This window comes from Duganella sp. Leaf126 (genome assembly GCF_001423125.1).
In the GTDB taxonomy this organism is placed as follows: domain Bacteria; phylum Pseudomonadota; class Gammaproteobacteria; order Burkholderiales; family Burkholderiaceae_D; genus Rugamonas.
Genome location: NZ_LMNW01000031.1, coordinates 691453 through 708559 on the forward strand (window position 1 = coordinate 691453; position 17107 = coordinate 708559).

General features: G+C 65.3%; 15 protein-coding genes and 1 riboswitch. Of the genes, 3 read left to right on the forward strand and 12 right to left on the reverse strand.

Translation table 11 applies throughout. The annotated features are described in order from the left end of the window. Positions 1-15: 15 nt before the first annotated feature. The 3 genes from ASF61_RS16290 to polA all read right to left on the reverse strand — a co-directional run bounded on the left by ASF61_RS16290 (position 16) and on the right by polA (position 4719). Positions 16-825 (reverse strand): ZIP family metal transporter, encoded by an 810-nt coding sequence (locus ASF61_RS16290; RefSeq protein WP_056157801.1) that lies wholly within the window; start codon positions 823-825, stop codon positions 16-18. A 99-nt stretch (positions 826-924) separates the two neighbouring features. Further along, positions 925-1809, reverse strand: a complete 885-nt coding sequence (locus ASF61_RS16295) for a dienelactone hydrolase family protein (protein ID WP_056157804.1) — start codon at positions 1807-1809, stop codon at positions 925-927. 144 nt (positions 1810-1953) lie between these two features. Then, positions 1954-4719, reverse strand: coding sequence for a DNA polymerase I (gene polA / locus ASF61_RS16300; RefSeq protein ID WP_056157807.1), 2766 nt, complete (start codon positions 4717-4719; stop codon positions 1954-1956). Between the two features lie 267 nt (positions 4720-4986). Here polA and ASF61_RS16305 point away from each other — a divergent pair, with 267 nt between their 5' ends. The 3 genes from ASF61_RS16305 (at position 4987) to ASF61_RS16315 (ending at position 7331) form a co-directional block, all read left to right on the forward strand. After that, entirely contained in the window at positions 4987-5403 is a 417-nt protein-coding gene (locus tag ASF61_RS16305) for a hypothetical protein (RefSeq protein ID WP_056157812.1), read from the forward strand. Positions 5404-5577: 174 nt separating this feature from the next. After that, positions 5578-6534, forward strand: coding sequence for a homoserine kinase (locus ASF61_RS16310; protein ID WP_056157813.1), 957 nt, complete (start codon positions 5578-5580; stop codon positions 6532-6534). Continuing rightward, complete coding sequence (locus ASF61_RS16315; RefSeq protein ID WP_056157816.1) at positions 6534-7331, forward strand: BPSS1780 family membrane protein; 798 nt, start codon at positions 6534-6536, stop codon at positions 7329-7331. Before ASF61_RS16310 ends, ASF61_RS16315 begins: the two co-directional genes overlap by 1 nt. A gap of 30 nt (positions 7332-7361) precedes the next feature. On the opposite strand, the gene ASF61_RS16320 is transcribed toward ASF61_RS16315, so the two are convergent. The 9 genes from ASF61_RS16320 to thiC form a co-directional block, all read right to left on the reverse strand. Then, on the reverse strand, positions 7362-9656 hold the full coding sequence (locus ASF61_RS16320) for a UvrD-helicase domain-containing protein (RefSeq protein WP_056157819.1): 2295 nt from the start codon (positions 9654-9656) through the stop codon (positions 7362-7364). Between the two features lie 72 nt (positions 9657-9728). Further along, complete coding sequence (locus ASF61_RS16325) at positions 9729-10835, reverse strand: S-(hydroxymethyl)glutathione dehydrogenase/class III alcohol dehydrogenase (protein ID WP_056157823.1); 1107 nt, start codon at positions 10833-10835, stop codon at positions 9729-9731. A gap of 262 nt (positions 10836-11097) precedes the next feature. Continuing rightward, the gene (locus ASF61_RS16330) at positions 11098-11553 is read right to left on the reverse strand and encodes a response regulator (RefSeq protein ID WP_056157826.1); all 456 of its coding nucleotides are present in this window, start codon (positions 11551-11553) and stop codon (positions 11098-11100) included. Between the two features lie 223 nt (positions 11554-11776). Continuing rightward, positions 11777-12406, reverse strand: coding sequence for an ANTAR domain-containing response regulator (locus ASF61_RS16335; RefSeq protein ID WP_200919882.1), 630 nt, complete (start codon positions 12404-12406; stop codon positions 11777-11779). Positions 12407-12487: 81 nt separating this feature from the next. Next, positions 12488-13135 carry a thiamine phosphate synthase gene (gene thiE, locus ASF61_RS16340; RefSeq protein ID WP_056157832.1) on the reverse strand — a complete coding sequence of 216 codons (648 nt, stop codon included), beginning with the start codon at positions 13133-13135 and terminating at the stop codon, positions 12488-12490. A 15-nt stretch (positions 13136-13150) separates the two neighbouring features. Further along, positions 13151-13951, reverse strand: a complete 801-nt coding sequence (locus tag ASF61_RS16345) for a hydroxymethylpyrimidine/phosphomethylpyrimidine kinase (protein WP_056157834.1) — start codon at positions 13949-13951, stop codon at positions 13151-13153. After that, positions 13951-14733 carry a thiazole synthase gene (locus tag ASF61_RS16350; protein WP_056157837.1) on the reverse strand — a complete coding sequence of 261 codons (783 nt, stop codon included), beginning with the start codon at positions 14731-14733 and terminating at the stop codon, positions 13951-13953. The genes ASF61_RS16345 and ASF61_RS16350 overlap by 1 nt, the downstream gene beginning before the upstream one ends. A 16-nt stretch (positions 14734-14749) precedes the next feature. Beyond that, entirely contained in the window at positions 14750-14953 is a 204-nt protein-coding gene (gene thiS, locus ASF61_RS16355) for a sulfur carrier protein ThiS (RefSeq protein ID WP_056158267.1), read from the reverse strand. A gap of 11 nt (positions 14954-14964) precedes the next feature. Continuing rightward, on the reverse strand, positions 14965-16881 hold the full coding sequence (thiC, locus tag ASF61_RS16360) for a phosphomethylpyrimidine synthase ThiC (protein ID WP_056157839.1): 1917 nt from the start codon (positions 16879-16881) through the stop codon (positions 14965-14967). 73 nt (positions 16882-16954) lie between these two features. After that, positions 16955-17063: riboswitch (TPP riboswitch) on the reverse strand. Positions 17064-17107: the final 44 nt, after the last annotated feature.

Genomic DNA, 17107 nt, shown 5'->3' on the forward strand with positions numbered 1-17107 from the left:
CAAGCAAGCAGGGCTCTACAGCGAGCGGTGGCCCGTGAAGAACACCACGATCGCCACGCCGGTGGCGATCAACAGCACTTGCGGCACCGATTCGCGCAGCGTGGCGCGGCGCTGCATCTGCGGCATCAGGTCGCTGACGGCGATGTAGATGAAGCCCGACGAGGCGAACACCAGCACGTACGGGATCAGGCTGCTGGCGCGGTCGAGGAAATAGTAGCCGAGCAGGCCGCCGGCCACCGAGAGCAGGCTGCACAGCAGATTGTAGACATAGGCGCGCGTGCGCGAAAAGCCGGCGTTGAGCAACACGATGAAGTCGCCGATTTCCTGCGGGATTTCGTGGGCGATGATGGCCAGGCCGGTCACCAGGCCCAGTTGCGGGTCGGCCAGAAAGGCGGCAGCGATCAGGATGCCGTCAGTAAAGTTGTGCATGCCGTCACCGACCAGGATCATCCAGCCGGCCTTGCCCGCTTCGGACTTGTCGTGGCCGTGATGGTGGTGGTGACCGTCGTGCTCGTGGTGGTGCGAGTGGCGCAGGATGGCCAGCTTTTCCAGCACAAAAAAGGCCAGCAGGCCGCCCAGCAGCGTGGCGAACAGGCTGCGCGGGCTGGCGGTGGAGTCGAACGCTTCCGGCAGCGCGTGCAACAGCGAGGTGGCCAGCATCAGGCCCACCGACAGGCTGACCATGCGCTCGACTACCTTCGACAGCAGCGTAAACGAGAATACGGCAGCGGCCGATATGCTGACGACGCCGGCAAGCGTGGTCGCCAGAAGGATGGAAGTGAGTACGGGATCGATGGTATAGCCTCTTGTGCCTGGCCCGGCCACAGAGGGAGCCGGGCCGTTATTTTACCGTCAGGCATACATTTTTGCTGACTTTAGGCTAAAAACAACGTGGCCGGGCCGTCGCCCCCTCTTTCGGCAGAGTTATGCCACGCCGTTCTGTTTGAACCACGCCAGCGTGCGGCCCCAGCCATCCTTGGCGTCGGCCTCGACGTAGCTCGGGCGGTAGTCGGCGTGGAACGCATGGCCCGCATCCGGATAGACCACGAAGGTGGACTTGTTCGGCCCCTTGGCCAGCGCCGCCTTCATCGCCTCGATCGATTCCTGTGGAATGCCGGTATCCTTCAGGCCGTACAAGCCCAGCACCGGCACCGTCAGCGATGGCGCGATATCGACCGGATGCCTGGGCGTGTAGGCATTGGTGGCGCCCACCAGCCGGCCATACCACGCCACGCCGGCCTTGATCGCCGGATTGTGGGCCGCGTACAGCCAGGTAATGCGGCCACCCCAGCAGAAACCGGTAATGGCGATCTTGTCGGCGTTGCCATGGTTGGCCCTGGCCCAGGCCACCACGGCGTCGAGGTCGGTCATCACTTGCGCGTCCGGCGTCTTGGCGATGATGTCGCGCTGCAGCTCGGCCATCGAGGCAGCTTTTTGCGGATTGCCCTGGCGCACGAACAGGTCCGGCGCCAGCGCCAGGTAGCCGAGCTTGGCAAAGCGGCGCGCCACGTCGGCAATGTGCTCGTGCACGCCGAAGATTTCGGAAATCACCAGCACCACCGGCAGGTTGGTCTTGCCTTCCGGCTCAGCGCGATAGACGGGCACGGCCTGTCCGGCCACGTCGAGCGTCACGGTGCCGGCGGTCAGGCCGGCCGTATCGGTCTTGATGACGTTTTGCGCCACGACCGGCAGCGCGGCCACGGCAAAGCCGGTGCCGAGCGCGACCTTGATGAAGTCGCGGCGGTCGAGGCCGTCCGATAACGGGGTTTTGGTCAACAAACTCTCGGCGTCGCGTTGCAAGTCATCCATGTATTGCCTCCGTAAGTGAACACCAGAAAACGATTGCGCTGCCTGACCGTCATGCCGCTGCGCGGACGGCAAACGATGGGATTGCCGCCTGCGCGGCAATGACGGTGACCTGTCATCTGCGGCCGGCGCTGCCGCAGTCAGCGCTCAGTGCGCCTCTTCCCAGTTCTTGCCGACACCGACCTCGGCCAGCAATGGCACTTTCAGCTGCGCCACGCCGGCCATCAGTTCCGGCAGCTTTTGCTTGACCAGTTCGAGTTCGGCGTCCGGCACTTCCAGCACCAGTTCGTCGTGCACCTGCATGATCATGCGCGTGTGCAGCCGGTCCGCTTCGAGCCAGTTCTGCACCGCCACCATGGCCAGCTTGATCAGGTCGGCGGCCGTGCCCTGCATCGGCGCATTGATCGCCGCCCGTTCGGCGCCCTGGCGGCGCGGGCCGTTCGGCGAATTGATCTCGGGCAGCCACAGGCGGCGGCCGAACACGGTTTCCACGTAGCCGCGCGCCTTGGCCTGCAGGCGCGTGTCGTCCATGTACTGCTTCACGCCCGAGAAGCGCGCGAAGTAGCGGTCGATATAGTTCTGGGCGGCGGCGCGCTCGATGTTCAGGTTGGCGGCCAGGCCGAACGCGCTCATGCCGTAGATCAGGCCGAAGTTGATGACCTTGGCGTAGCGGCGCTGTTCGCTGGTCACGTCGGCCGGCGGCACGCCGAAGATTTCGGCGGCGGTGGCGCGGTGGATGTCCTCGCCGTCGGCAAACGCGCGCAGCATCGCTTCGTCGCCGGAGATATGGGCCATGATGCGCAGCTCGATCTGCGAATAGTCGGCCGACACCAGGTGGCTGCCCGGCGGCGCCACGAACGCTTCGCGGATGCGCCGGCCTTCCCGGGTGCGCACCGGGATGTTCTGCAGGTTGGGATCGTTCGACGCCAGGCGTCCTGTCACCGCCACCGCCTGCGCATAATTGGTGTGCACGCGGCCCGTGTCCGGGTTGATCATCTTGGGCAGCTTGTCGGTGTAGGTGGACTTGAGCTTGGACAGGCTGCGGTACTCGAGCAGGACCTTGGGCAGCGGGTAATCCTCGGCCAGCTTTTGCAGCACTTCCTCGTCGGTCGAGGGCGCGCCGCTCGGGGTCTTTTTCACCACCGGCAGCTGCAGCTTCTGGAAGAAGATCTCGCCGATCTGCTTGGGCGAGCCGAGATTGAACGGCTGACCGGCCAGCTCGTGCGCCTGCGCCTCGAGTTCGGCGATGCGCACGCCGAGTTCGGCCGATTGCGCGTCGAGCAGCGCCGCATCGACGCACACGCCGTTGCGCTCGATCTTCTGCAGCACCACGGCGGTCGGCAGCTCGATCTGGCGGTAGATGTAGCGGAGCTTTTCGTCGTTCTCGACCTCGGCCTGCATCACGCCGTGCAGGCGCAACGTGATGTCGGCGTCCTCGGCCGCGTAGTCGGTGGCGCGCTGCAGTTCCACCTTGTCGAAGGTGATCATGTTGACGCCTTTGCCGCACACGTCCACGAACGGGATCGTGGTGTGGTTCAGGTGGCGCAGCGCCAGGTCGTCCATGCCGTGGGTACGGTGCGATTCGAACACGTACGATTGCAGCAGCGTGTCGTGCTCGATGCCGCGCAGCGTCACGCCGTGATTGGCGAAGATGTGGCTGTCGTACTTGAGGTTCTGGCCGACCTTGCGCTTGTTCTCGTCCTCCAGCCACGGTTTCAGCTTGTCCAGCACGTGCTCGCGCGCCAGCTGCTGCGGCACGCCCGGGTAGGCGTGGGCGACCGGGATGTAGCAGGCCACGCCCGGCTCGGTGGACAGCGAAATGCCGACCAGCTGCGCGGTCATCGGTTCAAGCGACGTGGTCTCGGTATCGACGGCGGTCAGGGCAGCCGCGTCGATCAGCGCAAGCCACTTGTCGAGCTGATCGTCGGTCAGCACCATCTCGTAGTTGACGTTGACCTTGGGCGCTTCGCCGAACATGTCTTGCGTGGCCGAGACGGCGCCGCCGGCCGGCACCGCCTTGGCCGCTGCGGCAGTAACGGACGCCGCTGGCGTGACCGCGTTCAGGTCGCGCAGCAGGGTCTTGAAACCGTACTTGGTGAAGAAGGTCACCAGCGTGGCGCCCTCTTCCGGGCGCGCCACCAGCGACTCGGTGATCGACATCATGTGCGCGGCCAGGTCGCAATCGGTTTTTACCGTGATCAGTTCGCGGCTGCGCGGCAGCCAGGCCAGCGCGGTGCGCAGGTTTTCGCCGACCGCGCCGCCGATCTTGTCGGCATTCTCCATCACGCCGTCGAGCGTGTCATAGGCGGTCAGCCATTTCACGGCCGTCTTCGGACCGCATTTCGAGACGCCGGGCACGTTGTCGACGGTGTCGCCGATCAGGGTCAGGTAATCGATGATGCGGTTCGGCGGCACGCCGAACTTGGCCAGCACGCCGGCTTCGTCCATCTTTTCGTTGTTCATGGTGTTGATCAGCATGACGTTCGGATTGACCAGCTGGGCCAGGTCCTTGTCGCCGGTGGACACCACCACCTTCATGCCGGCCTTGACCGCATCGACGCACAGCGTGCCGATCACGTCGTCCGCCTCCACGCCGTCCACCATCAGGATCGGCCAGCCCATGGCCTTGACCGCCTCGTGGATCGGTTCGATCTGCAGGCGCAAATCGTCCGGCATCGGCGCGCGCGTAGCCTTGTACTCCGGATACATTTCATCGCGGAAGGTCTTGCCCTTGGCATCGAACACGCAGGCGATGTAGGCAGCCGGGTAATCGGCGCGCAGGCGGCGCAGCATATTGACCATGCCGTGCATGGCGCCGGTGGGGTAGCCGTCCGGGCTGCGCAGGTCGGGCAGCGCGTGGAAGGCGCGATAAAGGTAACTGGAACCGTCGACTAACAGCAGGGTATTTTGCATAGGAAACTGATCAATGTGAGGGGCGTGCGCCGCGCTGCCACAGCCTCCGAGGGAACTGCCGCAGCGCTCGCAGAGCGTATCGCACATTATCGCAGGTTTTACGCCACGCCTTGCCCGCCACGCGGACGGCGCGGCCACACCGACGTTTCTGCCAGAAACCTTACTGGGGAAGCGGAAATCGGTTTTTTAGCAGGGGGAATCGTGCACGTTTGTTACAATGGATCATACTGAAACCCTTACTGGTCAGACTACCCAAGGCGAACCATCATGAAGCGCACCGCATCCCTCCTGCCTGTCCTGCTCCTCACCATCGGCGCCACCGCCCACGCCTGGGCGCAAACGCCGCCCAGCGACAAGCCGCCCAAGATGGAAAAGCTCGAGGAAGTCACCGAAGACGGCGTCAACATCAAGTCCAACCAGTCGCAGCAGGGTACCCAGATCAAGGATAACCGCGACAATAACGGCAACCTGATCAATACCACCGTCACTGCCGGCGGCAGCACGTACACGGTGCGCCCGGCCCATCCGGCCGGCCCGGTGCCGGTTGGCGAAGGCCCCGGCCCCGCCCTCAGCGGCCCGCAGTGGAAAGTCTTCGAATTCGGCGGCCCGAAGAAAAAGACGCCGGTCGATGACGACAGCGCCGACGAGGCACCGGCACCGCCGCCACCGCCGGCAAGCAAATAACGGCAATCCGGGGCAATTGCGGCGCAGCAGCCCCGTGCTGGCGCAATGCCCGGCACGGGCCGCCCAAGTTTCCAGATTTTATTAAGCACCTGACGCTGTGCCTGGCCGCAGCGCAGGATTCCAGCGCACACGTGGCCCACGGCACGCCCGCTCACCGAACCGACCAAGCTTCTCATGGCAGTATTTACTCCAGTCACCCTGGACGATGTCCACCAGTGGATCAAACAATTCCCTCTCGGCAAGCCCACCGCCCTGAGGGGCATCGCTTCCGGCATCGAGAACAGCAATTTCTTCCTCGACACCGAGCGCGGCGAGTACGTGCTCACCATCTTTGAAAACCTGTCGTTCGCGCAGCTGCCGTTCTACCTGCAGCTGATGCGCCACCTGGCCGACCGCCAGATCCTGGTGCCGGCGCCGATCGCCAGCCATGATGGCGAACTGATCGTCGCCCTGCACGGCAAGCCGGCCGCCATCGTCACCAAGCTCGAAGGCAGCTCGCAACTGGCGCCGCAAGCGGTGCACTGCACCGAAGTGGGCGCCATGCTGGCGCGCATGCACTTGGCCGGCCGCGATTACCCGCTGCACCAGCCCAATCTGCGCGGCCTGGACTGGTGGACCGCCACCGCGCCCCAGGTGTTGCCGCACCTGTCGGCCAGCAATGCCGACCTGCTGCAGACCGAAATGCAATTCCAGCAGGCGTTCGCTGCCAGCGACACCTACCGCCAATTGCAGACCGGGCCCGTCCATGCCGACCTGTTCCGCAACAACGTGATGTTCGACGGCGACCGCCTGACCGGTTTCTTCGATTTTTACTTTGCCGGCTGCGATACCTGGCTGTTCGACGTGGCCGTCACCGTCAACGACTGGTGCATCGATCTGGCCACCGGCGTGCTCGACGTGGCGCGCGTGCGCGCCCTGCTCGACGCCTACCAGCGCGTGCGGCCGTTCACCGAGGCCGAGCAGTCGGCCTGGCAACCCATGCTGCGCGCAGGCGCGCTACGGTTCTGGCTGTCGCGCCTGTATGATTACTACCAGCCGCGCGAGGCAGAAATGCTCACGCCGCACGATCCCACCCACTTTGAGCGCATCTTGCGCGAACGTATCGCCACGCTGGCGCCGAAGCTTTTCTGATGACCAACTATACCGCCCGCACCGGCTTGCACTGGGTTAAACAGGGTTTGCTGCTGTTCCGTAAGCAACCTGGCGGCCTGATGGCGCTGTTCTTCTGCTGCCTGTTCCTGTCCATGTTCATCTTGCTCATTCCCGGTGGGCAGCTGGCCGTGTTCGTGCTGATGCCGCTGTTCTCGGTCGCCCTGCTCGCAGGCTGCCAGCAGGCGGACCAGGGCCAGCGTGTGCTGCCCAATCTGCTGCTGAGCGGCTTCCGCAAGCCGGGCCGGGGGCCGCTGCTGGGTCTGGGGGCCCTCAACGTGGGCGTGTTGCTGGGCGCAGCCGCCGTGATCTACCTGTTGTCCGGCGACACGCTGCTGCGCATTGCCGAGCACCCGGACAAGATCGATCCGGCACTGGCGCAGACCATGGTGGTGCCGATGCTGATTGCCTCGGCGATCTACACCATCAGCTGGGTACTGACCTGTTTTGCCGCACCTTTGGTGTACTGGCAAAAACTTACGGTAGGCAAGGCGCTGTTTTTCAGCGTGGTGTCGGTGGTGCGGGCCTTCAAGCCGGTGTTCGTCGCCACCGTGGCCTTGCACCTGATGTATTTCGTCAGCTCCAACATCGTGGCGCTGCTGTTCGGCACCTCGCCGCTGGGCATGGCGTGCATTTTTTCGCTGTTGCTGCTGCTGATCGTGCTGGCGCACTGCACGCTGTACGCGGCGTACCGCGAACTGTTCGACCAGCCGCAGGAGCAGGCGGCGGTCGATCCTGATTACCCGGACCAACCCGACCAGCCGGCACCGCCGGCATAAACACACAGGGCGCCGAGGGCGCCCTTTTTGTTAGGCTCCCAGCCGCTCCAGCTTGGCGATACTGAGGTCGAGTACCTTCATGCCGGCGCTGCCGAAGTTGATCTGCGCGCGCGCATTGGCGCCGCTGCCTTCGATGTTGACGATCACGCCCTCGCCGAACTTGGCGTGTTGCACCGATTCGCCGATGCGCCAGCCCGACGCCTTTTGCTGGATCTTCTGGGCGATCGCATTGTCCGAGCCGATCAGCGGCGCCTCGTCCCACGGGGTTTTCTTGTTGGCGAACCAGTGGCCCTGCACCTTGGCCGAGAGCCACTTGAGCGCGTCCTCGGGCAGTTCGTCGAAGAAGCGCGACTTCATGTTGTAGCGGGTCTGGCCGTGCAGCATGCGCGTCTGCGCAAAGCACAGGTACAGGCGCTGGCGCGCGCGCGTAATCGCCACGTACATCAGGCGCCGCTCCTCTTCCACGCCGCCATCCTCGCGCGAGCTGCTCTCGTGCGGGAACAGGCCCTCTTCCAGCCCGGTGATGAAGACATTGTTGAATTCCAGGCCCTTGGCCGAGTGCACGGTCATCATCTGCACCGCCTGCTGGCCGGCCGTGGCCTGGTTGTCGCCCGCTTCCAGCGACGCATGCGACAAAAAGGCCGACAGCGGCGACATCACGGTGGCCAGCGGTGCATCGGCGTCGAGGATTTCGATGCCATCTTCGTTGACGATCGCTGCACCGGCCTGCGCCTGCGACTGCGGCCCCAGGTGCGCCGGGGCGCCATGGCCGTAACCTTCTTCCGCCACGAACTGGGTGGCGGCGCTGACCATCTGCTCGAGGTTTTCGATGCGGTCGGCGCCTTCCTTTTCGGTCTGGTAATGGGTCAGCAGGCCGCTCGCTTCGAGCACCACGCGCACCAGTTCCGGCAAGGCCAGTTGCTGGGTGTCGAAGCGCGCGCCCTCGATCAGCTTGACGAAGCCGGCCAGCGACGTGCCGCCCTTGCCGGTCATGTACGGCACGGCCGCGTACAGCGACACGCCGTACTGGCTGGCCGCGCCCTGCAGATTCTCGATGGTGCGGGCGCCGATGCCGCGCGTGGGGAAATTCACCACGCGCAGGAAGGCCGAATCGTTGTGCGGATTGTCCATCAGCTGCAGGTACGAGATCAGGTGCTTGACCTCGGCGCGCTGGAAGTAGCGCAGGCCGCCGTACACGTGGTACGGAATGCCGGCCGAGAAGAACGCGTGCTCGATCACGCGCGACTGCGCGTTGGAACGGTACAGCACGGCGATCTCGCTGCGGGCGGCGCCGTCGGCGATCAGGTTTTTCGTCTCTTCGATGATCCACTGCGCCTCGCCCAGGTCGGACGTGGCCTCGTACACGCGCACCTGTTCGCCGTGGCCGGCGTCGGTGCGCAGGTTCTTGCCCAGGCGCTTGCTGTTGTTGGCAATCAGCACGTTGGCGGCATCGAGGATGTGGCCGTGCGAGCGGTAGTTCTGCTCGAGCTTGATCAGATTCTTGACGTGGAATTCGCGCTCGAACGCGATCATGTTGCCGACATTGGCGCCGCGGAAGGCATAGATGCTCTGGTCGTCGTCGCCGACCGCGAACAAGGCCCCGCCGCCGCCTTCGCCATGGCCGGCCAGCAGCTTGAGCCACTTGTATTGCAGGTCGTTGGTATCCTGGAACTCATCGACCAGGATGTGCTGGAAGCGCTGCTGGTAGTGCTGGCGCAGCGGCTGGTTGCGGCTCAGCAGCTCATAGGTGCGCAGCAGCAGTTCGGCAAAGTCCACCACGCCTTCGCGCTGGCACTGGTCGTCGTACAGCTGGTACAGCTCGACCTTCTTGCGCTCGTCGGCGTTGTACGGCTCGATCTTGTCGGCGCGCAGGCCCTGGTCCTTGGCGTTGTTGATGAAGTACATCACCTCTTTCGGCGGAAACTTCTCGTCATCGACATTGTTGGCCTTGAGCAGGCGCTTGATGGCGGACAGCTGGTCCTGCGAGTCGAGGATCTGGAACGTTTGCGGCAGCGCGGCGTCGCGGTAATGGGTGCGCAGCAGCCGGTTGCACAGGCCGTGGAAGGTGCCGATCCACATGCCGCGCGTGTTAATTGGCATCATGGCCGACAGGCGCGTCATCATCTCCTTGGCGGCCTTGTTGGTAAACGTGACGGCCAGGATGCCCGACGGCGACACTTGCCCGGTCTGGATCAGCCAGGCGATGCGGGTGGTCAGCACCCGGGTTTTGCCGGAGCCGGCGCCGGCCAGGATCAGGGCGCTCTGGGCCGGCAGGGTGACGGCGGCCAGTTGTTCGTCGTTCAGGTTATGGAGAAGATTTTGCATCCCGTGATTATACCGGGATGCCCATCGAAGCACCGCCAGGGTCGGCGAACCCGGGCGCGCCCTGCCGGCAGATCAGTACAGCACGACCGAGCGGATCGACTCGCCCGACTTCATCAGGTCGAAGCCTTCGTTGATCCGTTCGAGCGGCAGGCGGTGCGTGATCAGGTCGTCGATATTGAGCTTGCCGTCCATGTACCAGTCGACGATCTTCGGCACGTCGGTACGGCCACGGGCGCCGCCGAAGGCCGAGCCTTTCCACTCGCGGCCGGTCACCAGCTGGAACGGACGGGTCGAGATTTCCTGGCCCGCTGCTGCCACGCCGATGATGAACGATTGGCCCCAGCCCTTGTGGGTGCACTCGAGCGCCTCGCGCATCAGCTGCGTGTTGCCGACGCACTCGAAGCTGTAGTCGGCGCCGCCGTCGGTCAGCTGGACGATGTGGTCGACCACGTTCGGCGTGTCTTTCGGGTTGATGAAGTGGGTCATGCCGAACTTGCGCGCCATCTCCTGGCGGGCCGGATTGATGTCGATGCCGATGATCTTGTCGGCGCCCACCATCTTGGCGGCCTGGATCACGTTCAGGCCGATGCCGCCGAGGCCGAACACTGCCACGTTGGCGCCCGCTTCCACCTTGGCCGAGAACACCACGGCGCCGACGCCGGTGGTCACGCCGCAACCGATGTAGCAGACCTTGTCGAACGGCGCGTCCTCGCGGATCTTCGCCAGCGCGATTTCCGGCACCACGATGTAGTTCGAGAAGGTGGACGTGCCCATGTAGTGGAACAGCGGCTTGCCGTCGAGCGAGAAGCGGCTGGTGGCATCGGGCATCAGGCCGCGGCCCTGGGTCGAGCGGATGGCCTGGCACAGGTTGGTCTTGCGCGACAGGCAGAACTTGCACTGGCGGCATTCGGGCGTGTACAGCGGGATGACGTGGTCATCCTTTTTCAGCGTGGTCACGCCGGGGCCGACATCGACCACGATGCCGGCGCCTTCATGGCCGAGAATGGCCGGGAAAATGCCTTCCGGGTCGGCGCCGGACAGCGTGTAGTAATCGGTGTGGCAGATGCCGGTGGCCTTCAGCTCGATCAGCACCTCGCCGGCGCGCGGGCCCTGCAGGTCCACTTCCTCGATCGTCAACGGCTGACCCGCGCTCCATGCAACGGCTGCTTTGGTTTTCATCGTTAGTCCTCTGGCGGTTATCTGGAATTCGCCATGATAACAAGCCCCAGCGGATCTGTGCGCTCTGCCCGGCCTGAGCGGCTACCCCAGCCTTCAAAGCAAGGCGCAGCGACGAAGATAGTGCCTTAGTACGGCAACGAACTGCAATGCAGCGCTGGCGCCGTGAGCGGCTGCCCCGGCCTACAGAGCAAGGCGCAGCGACGAAGACAGTACGCTAGTACGGCGAGGCGTAGCAACGCAGCTATGGAGGCTGGGCAGTCGCTCACTGCGGCTCGACCGGCATGGTGTGGCCGAGATCGAGCAAATCGGACACAGTACGCCACAGCTGGCGCGGCGAAGTCCATGGCTTGGGCAGGAAGGCGCCGCCCGGGATGTTGGCATCGGGATGGCGGGCCGAGTACACCAGCACGCGGGCGCCCGGTTGCAGGTGGTGCAGGTTGTCGAGCAGCAGGCCGGCGTCGCCGTCGCGCAGGTCGGGATCGATCACGACCATTGCGAACTGCTCGGTCTGCAGCAATTCCTGGGCCGCTGCCAGGGTGGCGACGTGGGTCACCCGGGTTTCCGGCACCAGCAGCGCCGACAGCACCAGCGCCGTGTCGGCGTCGCTGTCGACGTGCAGCACGCGCGGCGCGGTCATGTAGATGGAAAAGCCGATGCCGGCGCCGGTGTCGCGCTCGGAGGAAGGACGTTGGGTGGTGCTGACAGTATCGAAAGGCATGGCGGTCTCCGCAAAAAATCACAGCCGTCAGCAGGACTGACGGGAACGATCGGCGGAGTTGGGCCGAGAACTGGGGACGGGCGCAGGGAAAAGGCAGCCCGGACGGCGGCAGGCGGGGCGCGATCGCGCGGCCTGTTGCGTCATGTCGCGGCGTGAAGGCCTTCGACAGTTAACAGTGTACAACAAAAATGCCGTAGAGCAAGCAACTCCACGGCGTTTTTGCTTATTTTTTCAGCCGCTGGTTGAATGCAGCATGCAAGCCGTTGAGTGTTTCCTCGGCCGCCAGCAACTGGTCGGCCACCTCGTTGACCTTGCGGCGGTTCGAGCGGGCGTGGTCGCGCAGTACCTCGAACGCGGTGTTGCGGTCGGTCTGGAATTTGCACATCAGCAGGCCGACGGCCAGGCTGGTTTCGCGGCCGGCCGCCAGCGCCGCGTTCAGGTTCAGTTCGGTGCGGCGCAGCTGGCGGATCTCGTCGGCGCGCGCCAGCCCGGCGGCAAACGCCGGCAGCAGCTGTTTCTCGTCCACCGGTTTGACCAGAAAACCGACCGCGCCGTACGAGGCGGCCTGCTTGCCGGCGTCGGCGTCGCCGCGGCCGGACAGGAACATGAACGGCACCGAGCTGGTGGCGTGCAGCTGCTTGGCCAGTTCCAGGCCGGTCATGCCGGGCATGTGGATGTCGAGCAGCGCCATGTCCGGTTCGCGCTGGGCGATCAGCTGCAGCGCCTGTTCTGCCGAGGAAGCCTTGAGGATCTCGTAGCCGGCATGGCCCAGCACTTCGCCGAGAAAGTCGAGCAATAAGGGGTCGTCATCGACAATCAGGATCTGACGTTTCTGGGGCAGGGAATTTGGCATGTGGCGGCAACCTTGGGCTATTGCTAACAACCCCATTATAAAGCTGAAAAGCTTCCACCATTCAAGGTTTCCTCCTGAGCGTTACCCGGTTACACGACCGGAAAACAACGCGGCAAACGCGTGAACCGCGTCTGTCACGGTTTGCGGCCGCTGTGGCTGATACACAGCGGTGATCGCTGCCACCATGTCGGCGCCGCGCGCGACCAGCGGCGCGGCGTTTTCCGGCGTCATGCCGCCGATCACCACGGTCGGTACGCGGATCACGGTGCGCGCCCGGTCCAGCAGTGCTGGCGCAGTGACAAAGTCGTACTTCTTGACCAGTGACGGATAAAAGCCGCCGAACGCCACGTAGCTGGCGCCGTCGTCCTGCGCGGCCACGGCCAGGGCCAGGTCGCCGTAGCACGAGGCGCCGACGATCTTGCCGGCGCCCAGTTGCGCGCGCACGGCAGCCACGCTGGCGTCGGTGCCGCCCACGTGCACGCCGTCGGCATCGATCTGCTCGCACAAGGCCACGACATCGTTGACGATGAAGGGCACGCCGTGGCGGCGGCACAGCGCCAGCAGCGCCGTGGCCTGCTCGCGGCGCAGTGACGGACCGGCATGCTTGTGGCGGTACTGCAGCAGGGCGACCGGCTTGCTGGACCGGCCGGCCTGCAATGCCTGTTCCGTCACGTCCAGCAGGCGGTCGGTGTCATCCCAGTTGGGGGTGACCAGATAAAGTCCTTGCATGATGTTCCTCTTTCGTTAGCGCAGCGGCATGCGCTGGCCGGGGGCCACGGCGTAAGCGTCGCGCAGCGCGGTAAAGCAGTAATGCTGGGCCTGTTCAAGGGCAGCCAGCACGGGCAGGCCCAGCGCCAGCCGGCCGGCGATGGCGGCAGCCAGCGTGCAGCCGCTGCCATGAAACTGTCCCGGCAGGCGCGGCCATTGCCACCGGTGACGCACGTCGCCGTAACAGTGGTTGACCAGCGTCGGGCCAGCGCCATGGCCGCCGGTGACCAGCACGTTGCGGCAGCCCTGCCCGCCCAGCACGGCCGCCTGGGCCGCCACATCGTGCACGCCAGTCAGCCGGTGGGCTTCCGGGCCGTTGGGCGTGAGCACCGTCACCAGCGGCAGCAACGGCGCCAGCGCCGCCACCGCGTCGCCCGGCGTGAGCACGTCGCCGTGACCGCTGGCCAGGACCGGGTCGAGCACGACCGGCAGCTGCGCGTGCGTGGCGCGCAGTTCCTGGATCACCTCGGCGATCGCCAGTGCATTGGCAGCGCTGCCGGGGATGCCGATTTTGACGGCGCCGATGGTGATCTTCGCAGTCAATGCACGCGCCTGGCGCAGCACCAGTTCGGCCGCCACCGGTTCGACCGCGAACACGCGGTCGTTGTCCTGCACGGTAAGCGCGGTACAGACGGTGAGCGCATGGGCGCCCTGCGCCACCACGGCCTGGGCATCGGCCACCAGGCCGGCGCCGCCGGACGGATCGAGCCCGGCGAACACCAGCACGCACGGGTGCTGCAGCGGCGTGGCGGCCATGCGCGCCGTTATGCTCACCATCAGGCCAGCCGGCCCGCCATCGGTGACGACGGCGAAGCGGCGAACTTGCGCGCGATGCGCCCGGCCAGGAACGCTTCGCGCCCGGCCTGCACACCGAGCTTCATGGCGTGCGCCATGCGCACCGGGTCGCGCGCGCCGGCGATCGCCGTGTTCATCAGCACGCCGTCGCAGCCGAGTTCCATGGCGATCGCCGCATCGGATGCCGTGCCCACGCCCGCATCGACCAGCACCGGCACCGTGGCCTGCTCGATGATCAGCGACAGGTTCCACGGATTGAGGATGCCCATGCCCGAGCCGATCAGCGACGCCAGCGGCATCACCGCCACGCAGCCGATGTCTTCCAGCAGCTTTGCCTGGATCGGGTCGTCGCTGCAGTAGACCATCACGTCGAAGCCGTCCTTGACCAGCGCTTCGGCCGCCACCAGGGTTTCGGGCATGTGCGGGAACAGCGTTTTTTCGTCGCCCAGCACTTCGAGCTTGACCAGCTTGTGACCGTCGAGCAGTTCGCGCGCCATCTGCAGCGTGTAGATCGCGTCCCTGGCCGTGTAGCAACCGGCCGTGTTGGGCAGGATCGTGTACTGCGACGGCGGCAGCACGTCGAGCAGGCTGGGCGCCTTCGGGTCCTGGCCGATGTTGACGCGGCGGATGGCCACCGTGATGATTTCCGCGCCGGCCGCGTCGGTGGCCTCGCGCGTCTGCTGCAGGTCGCGGTATTTGCCGCTGCCCACCAGCAGGCGCGATCGGTAAGTCTTGCCTGCGATGGTCAATACGTCTTGTGTCATGTCTTGTCCTTTCCTATTAGCCGCCACCGATGGCGCGCACGATGTCCACTTTGTCCTGCGGCTGCAGCGCGCGCTGCGGCCACTGCTGGCGCGGCACTACCGCGCGGTTGACGGCCAGCGCCAGCGCCTGGCCGGTGAGCGACAGGCTCTCGACCAGCTGGTCGAGCGTCTGGCGCGGCGGCACCGCGTGCGGCGCGCCGTTCAGTTCGATCTCGATCATGGCGCCCTCCGTCACAGCTTGCGATACAGCTCGGCGCCGTTCTTGACGAATTCCACGGCCTTGACCTGCATGCCCTGCGCCAGCGCGGCGCCGTCGCTCATGCCGTTGGCGGCCGCGTACTCGCGCACTTCCTGGGTGATCTTCATCGAGCAGAAATGGGGGCCGCACATCGAACAGAAATGGGCGACCTTGGCCGAGTCCTTGGGCAGCGTCTCGTCGTGGAATTCGCGCGCCTTGTCAGGATCCAGGCCCAGGTTGAACTGGTCGTCCCAGCGGAATTCGAAGCGCGCCTTCGACAGCGCGTTGTCGCGGATCTGGGCGCCCGGGTGGCCCTTGGCCAGGTCGGCCGCGTGCGCGGCGATTTTATAGGTGATGATGCCGTCCTTGACGTCGTTCTTGTCCGGCAGTCCCAGGTGCTCCTTGGGTGTGACGTAACACAGCATGGCGGTGCCGTACCAGCCGATCTGCGCGGCGCCGATGCCGGACGTGATGTGATCGTAACCGGGGGCGATGTCGGTGGTCAGCGGCCCCAGCGTGTAGAACGGCGCCTCGTGGCACTGTTCCAGCTGCAGGTCCATGTTTTCCTTGATCAGCTGCATCGGCACGTGGCCGGGTCCCTCGATCATCACCTGCACGTCGTGTTTCCAGGCGATTTGCGTCAGTTCGCCCAGCGTTTTCAGTTCGCCCAGCTGGGCTTCGTCGTTGGCATCGTAGATCGAGCCGGGGCGCAGGCCGTCGCCGAGCGAGAACGAGACGTCGTACGCCTTCATGATCTGGCAGATCTCTTCGAAGTGCGTGTACAGGAACGATTCCTGGTGGTGGGCCAGGCACCACTTGGCCATGATCGAGCCGCCGCGCGAGACGATGCCGGTCAGCCGCCTGGCCGTCAGCGGCACATAGCGCAGCAGCACGCCGGCGTGGATGGTGAAGTAATCGACGCCCTGCTCGGCCTGCTCGATCAGCGTGTCGCGGAAGATTTCCCAGGTCAGGTCCTCGGCCTTGCCGTTGACCTTTTCCAGCGCCTGGTAGATCGGCACCGTGCCGATCGGCACCGGGCTGTTACGGATGATCCATTCGCGCGTCTCGTGGATGTGTTTGCCCGTGGACAGGTCCATCACGTTGTCGCCGCCCCAGCGGATGGCCCAGGTCATCTTTTCCACCTCCTCGCCGATCGAGGACGTGACCGCCGAGTTGCCGATGTTGGCGTTGATCTTGACCAGGAAATTGCGGCCGATGATCATCGGTTCCACTTCCGGGTGGTTGATGTTGGCGGGGATGATGGCGCGGCCGCGGGCGATCTCGTCGCGCACGAATGCGGGCGTGATCTCGGGCGGGATGCTGGCGCCGAACGACTGCCCCGGGTGCTGGCGCCCCATCAGGTCGGCCAGGCGCTGGCCCATCGGCCCTGCATCCTTCAGTTCGGCCAGGTATTCGCGGCGGCGCAGGTTTTCGCGGATCGCCACGAATTCCATTTCCGGCGTGATGATGCCTTGCCGCGCATAGTGCATCTGCGTGACGTTGCGGCCTTCGCGGGCGCGGCGCGGCAGCCGGCGCAGGTTGAAACGCAGCTCGGCCAGCGCCGGATCGGCCAGGCGCGCGCGGCCATAGTCGGACGTGGGGCCGTCGAGCTCCTCGGTGTCACCGCGCTCGAGGATCCACGGCAGGCGCGGCGTGGCGGCCAGGCCCGAGCGGATGTCGATCACGGCGTCGGGGTCGGTGTACGGGCCCGAAGTGTCGTACACGTACACGGGCGGGTTGGTCTCGAAGCCGAACGAGGCGGGCGTATCGGCCTGGGTGATGCGGCGCATCGGCACCCGCAGGTCGGGACGGCTGCCCTGGACATAGACCTTGCTGGAATTGGGCAGCGGATCGATGGCTGCCTGGTCCACCGTGGCGGTGGCGGAGAGGAATTTCTGGTGCGCGTTCATGTGGCTCCTAGGTTGGCTACAGGAGCCAGCAAAGGAGGGAGGACCCACCGTCTCCACGTCGAGCGTGACCTGGCGGCGCAATCCTGAGCTTCCCTTCGCTGGCATTATCCAGATCAGGTTCGGAGGGTATTTCTCACCCGCGCCGCAGCTGTATGCCGTGCGCAGGACCCCTAGCGTGTGCAGACCGGTACGATGCACCGGGCAGCGCCCCGATTATAACCGCGTG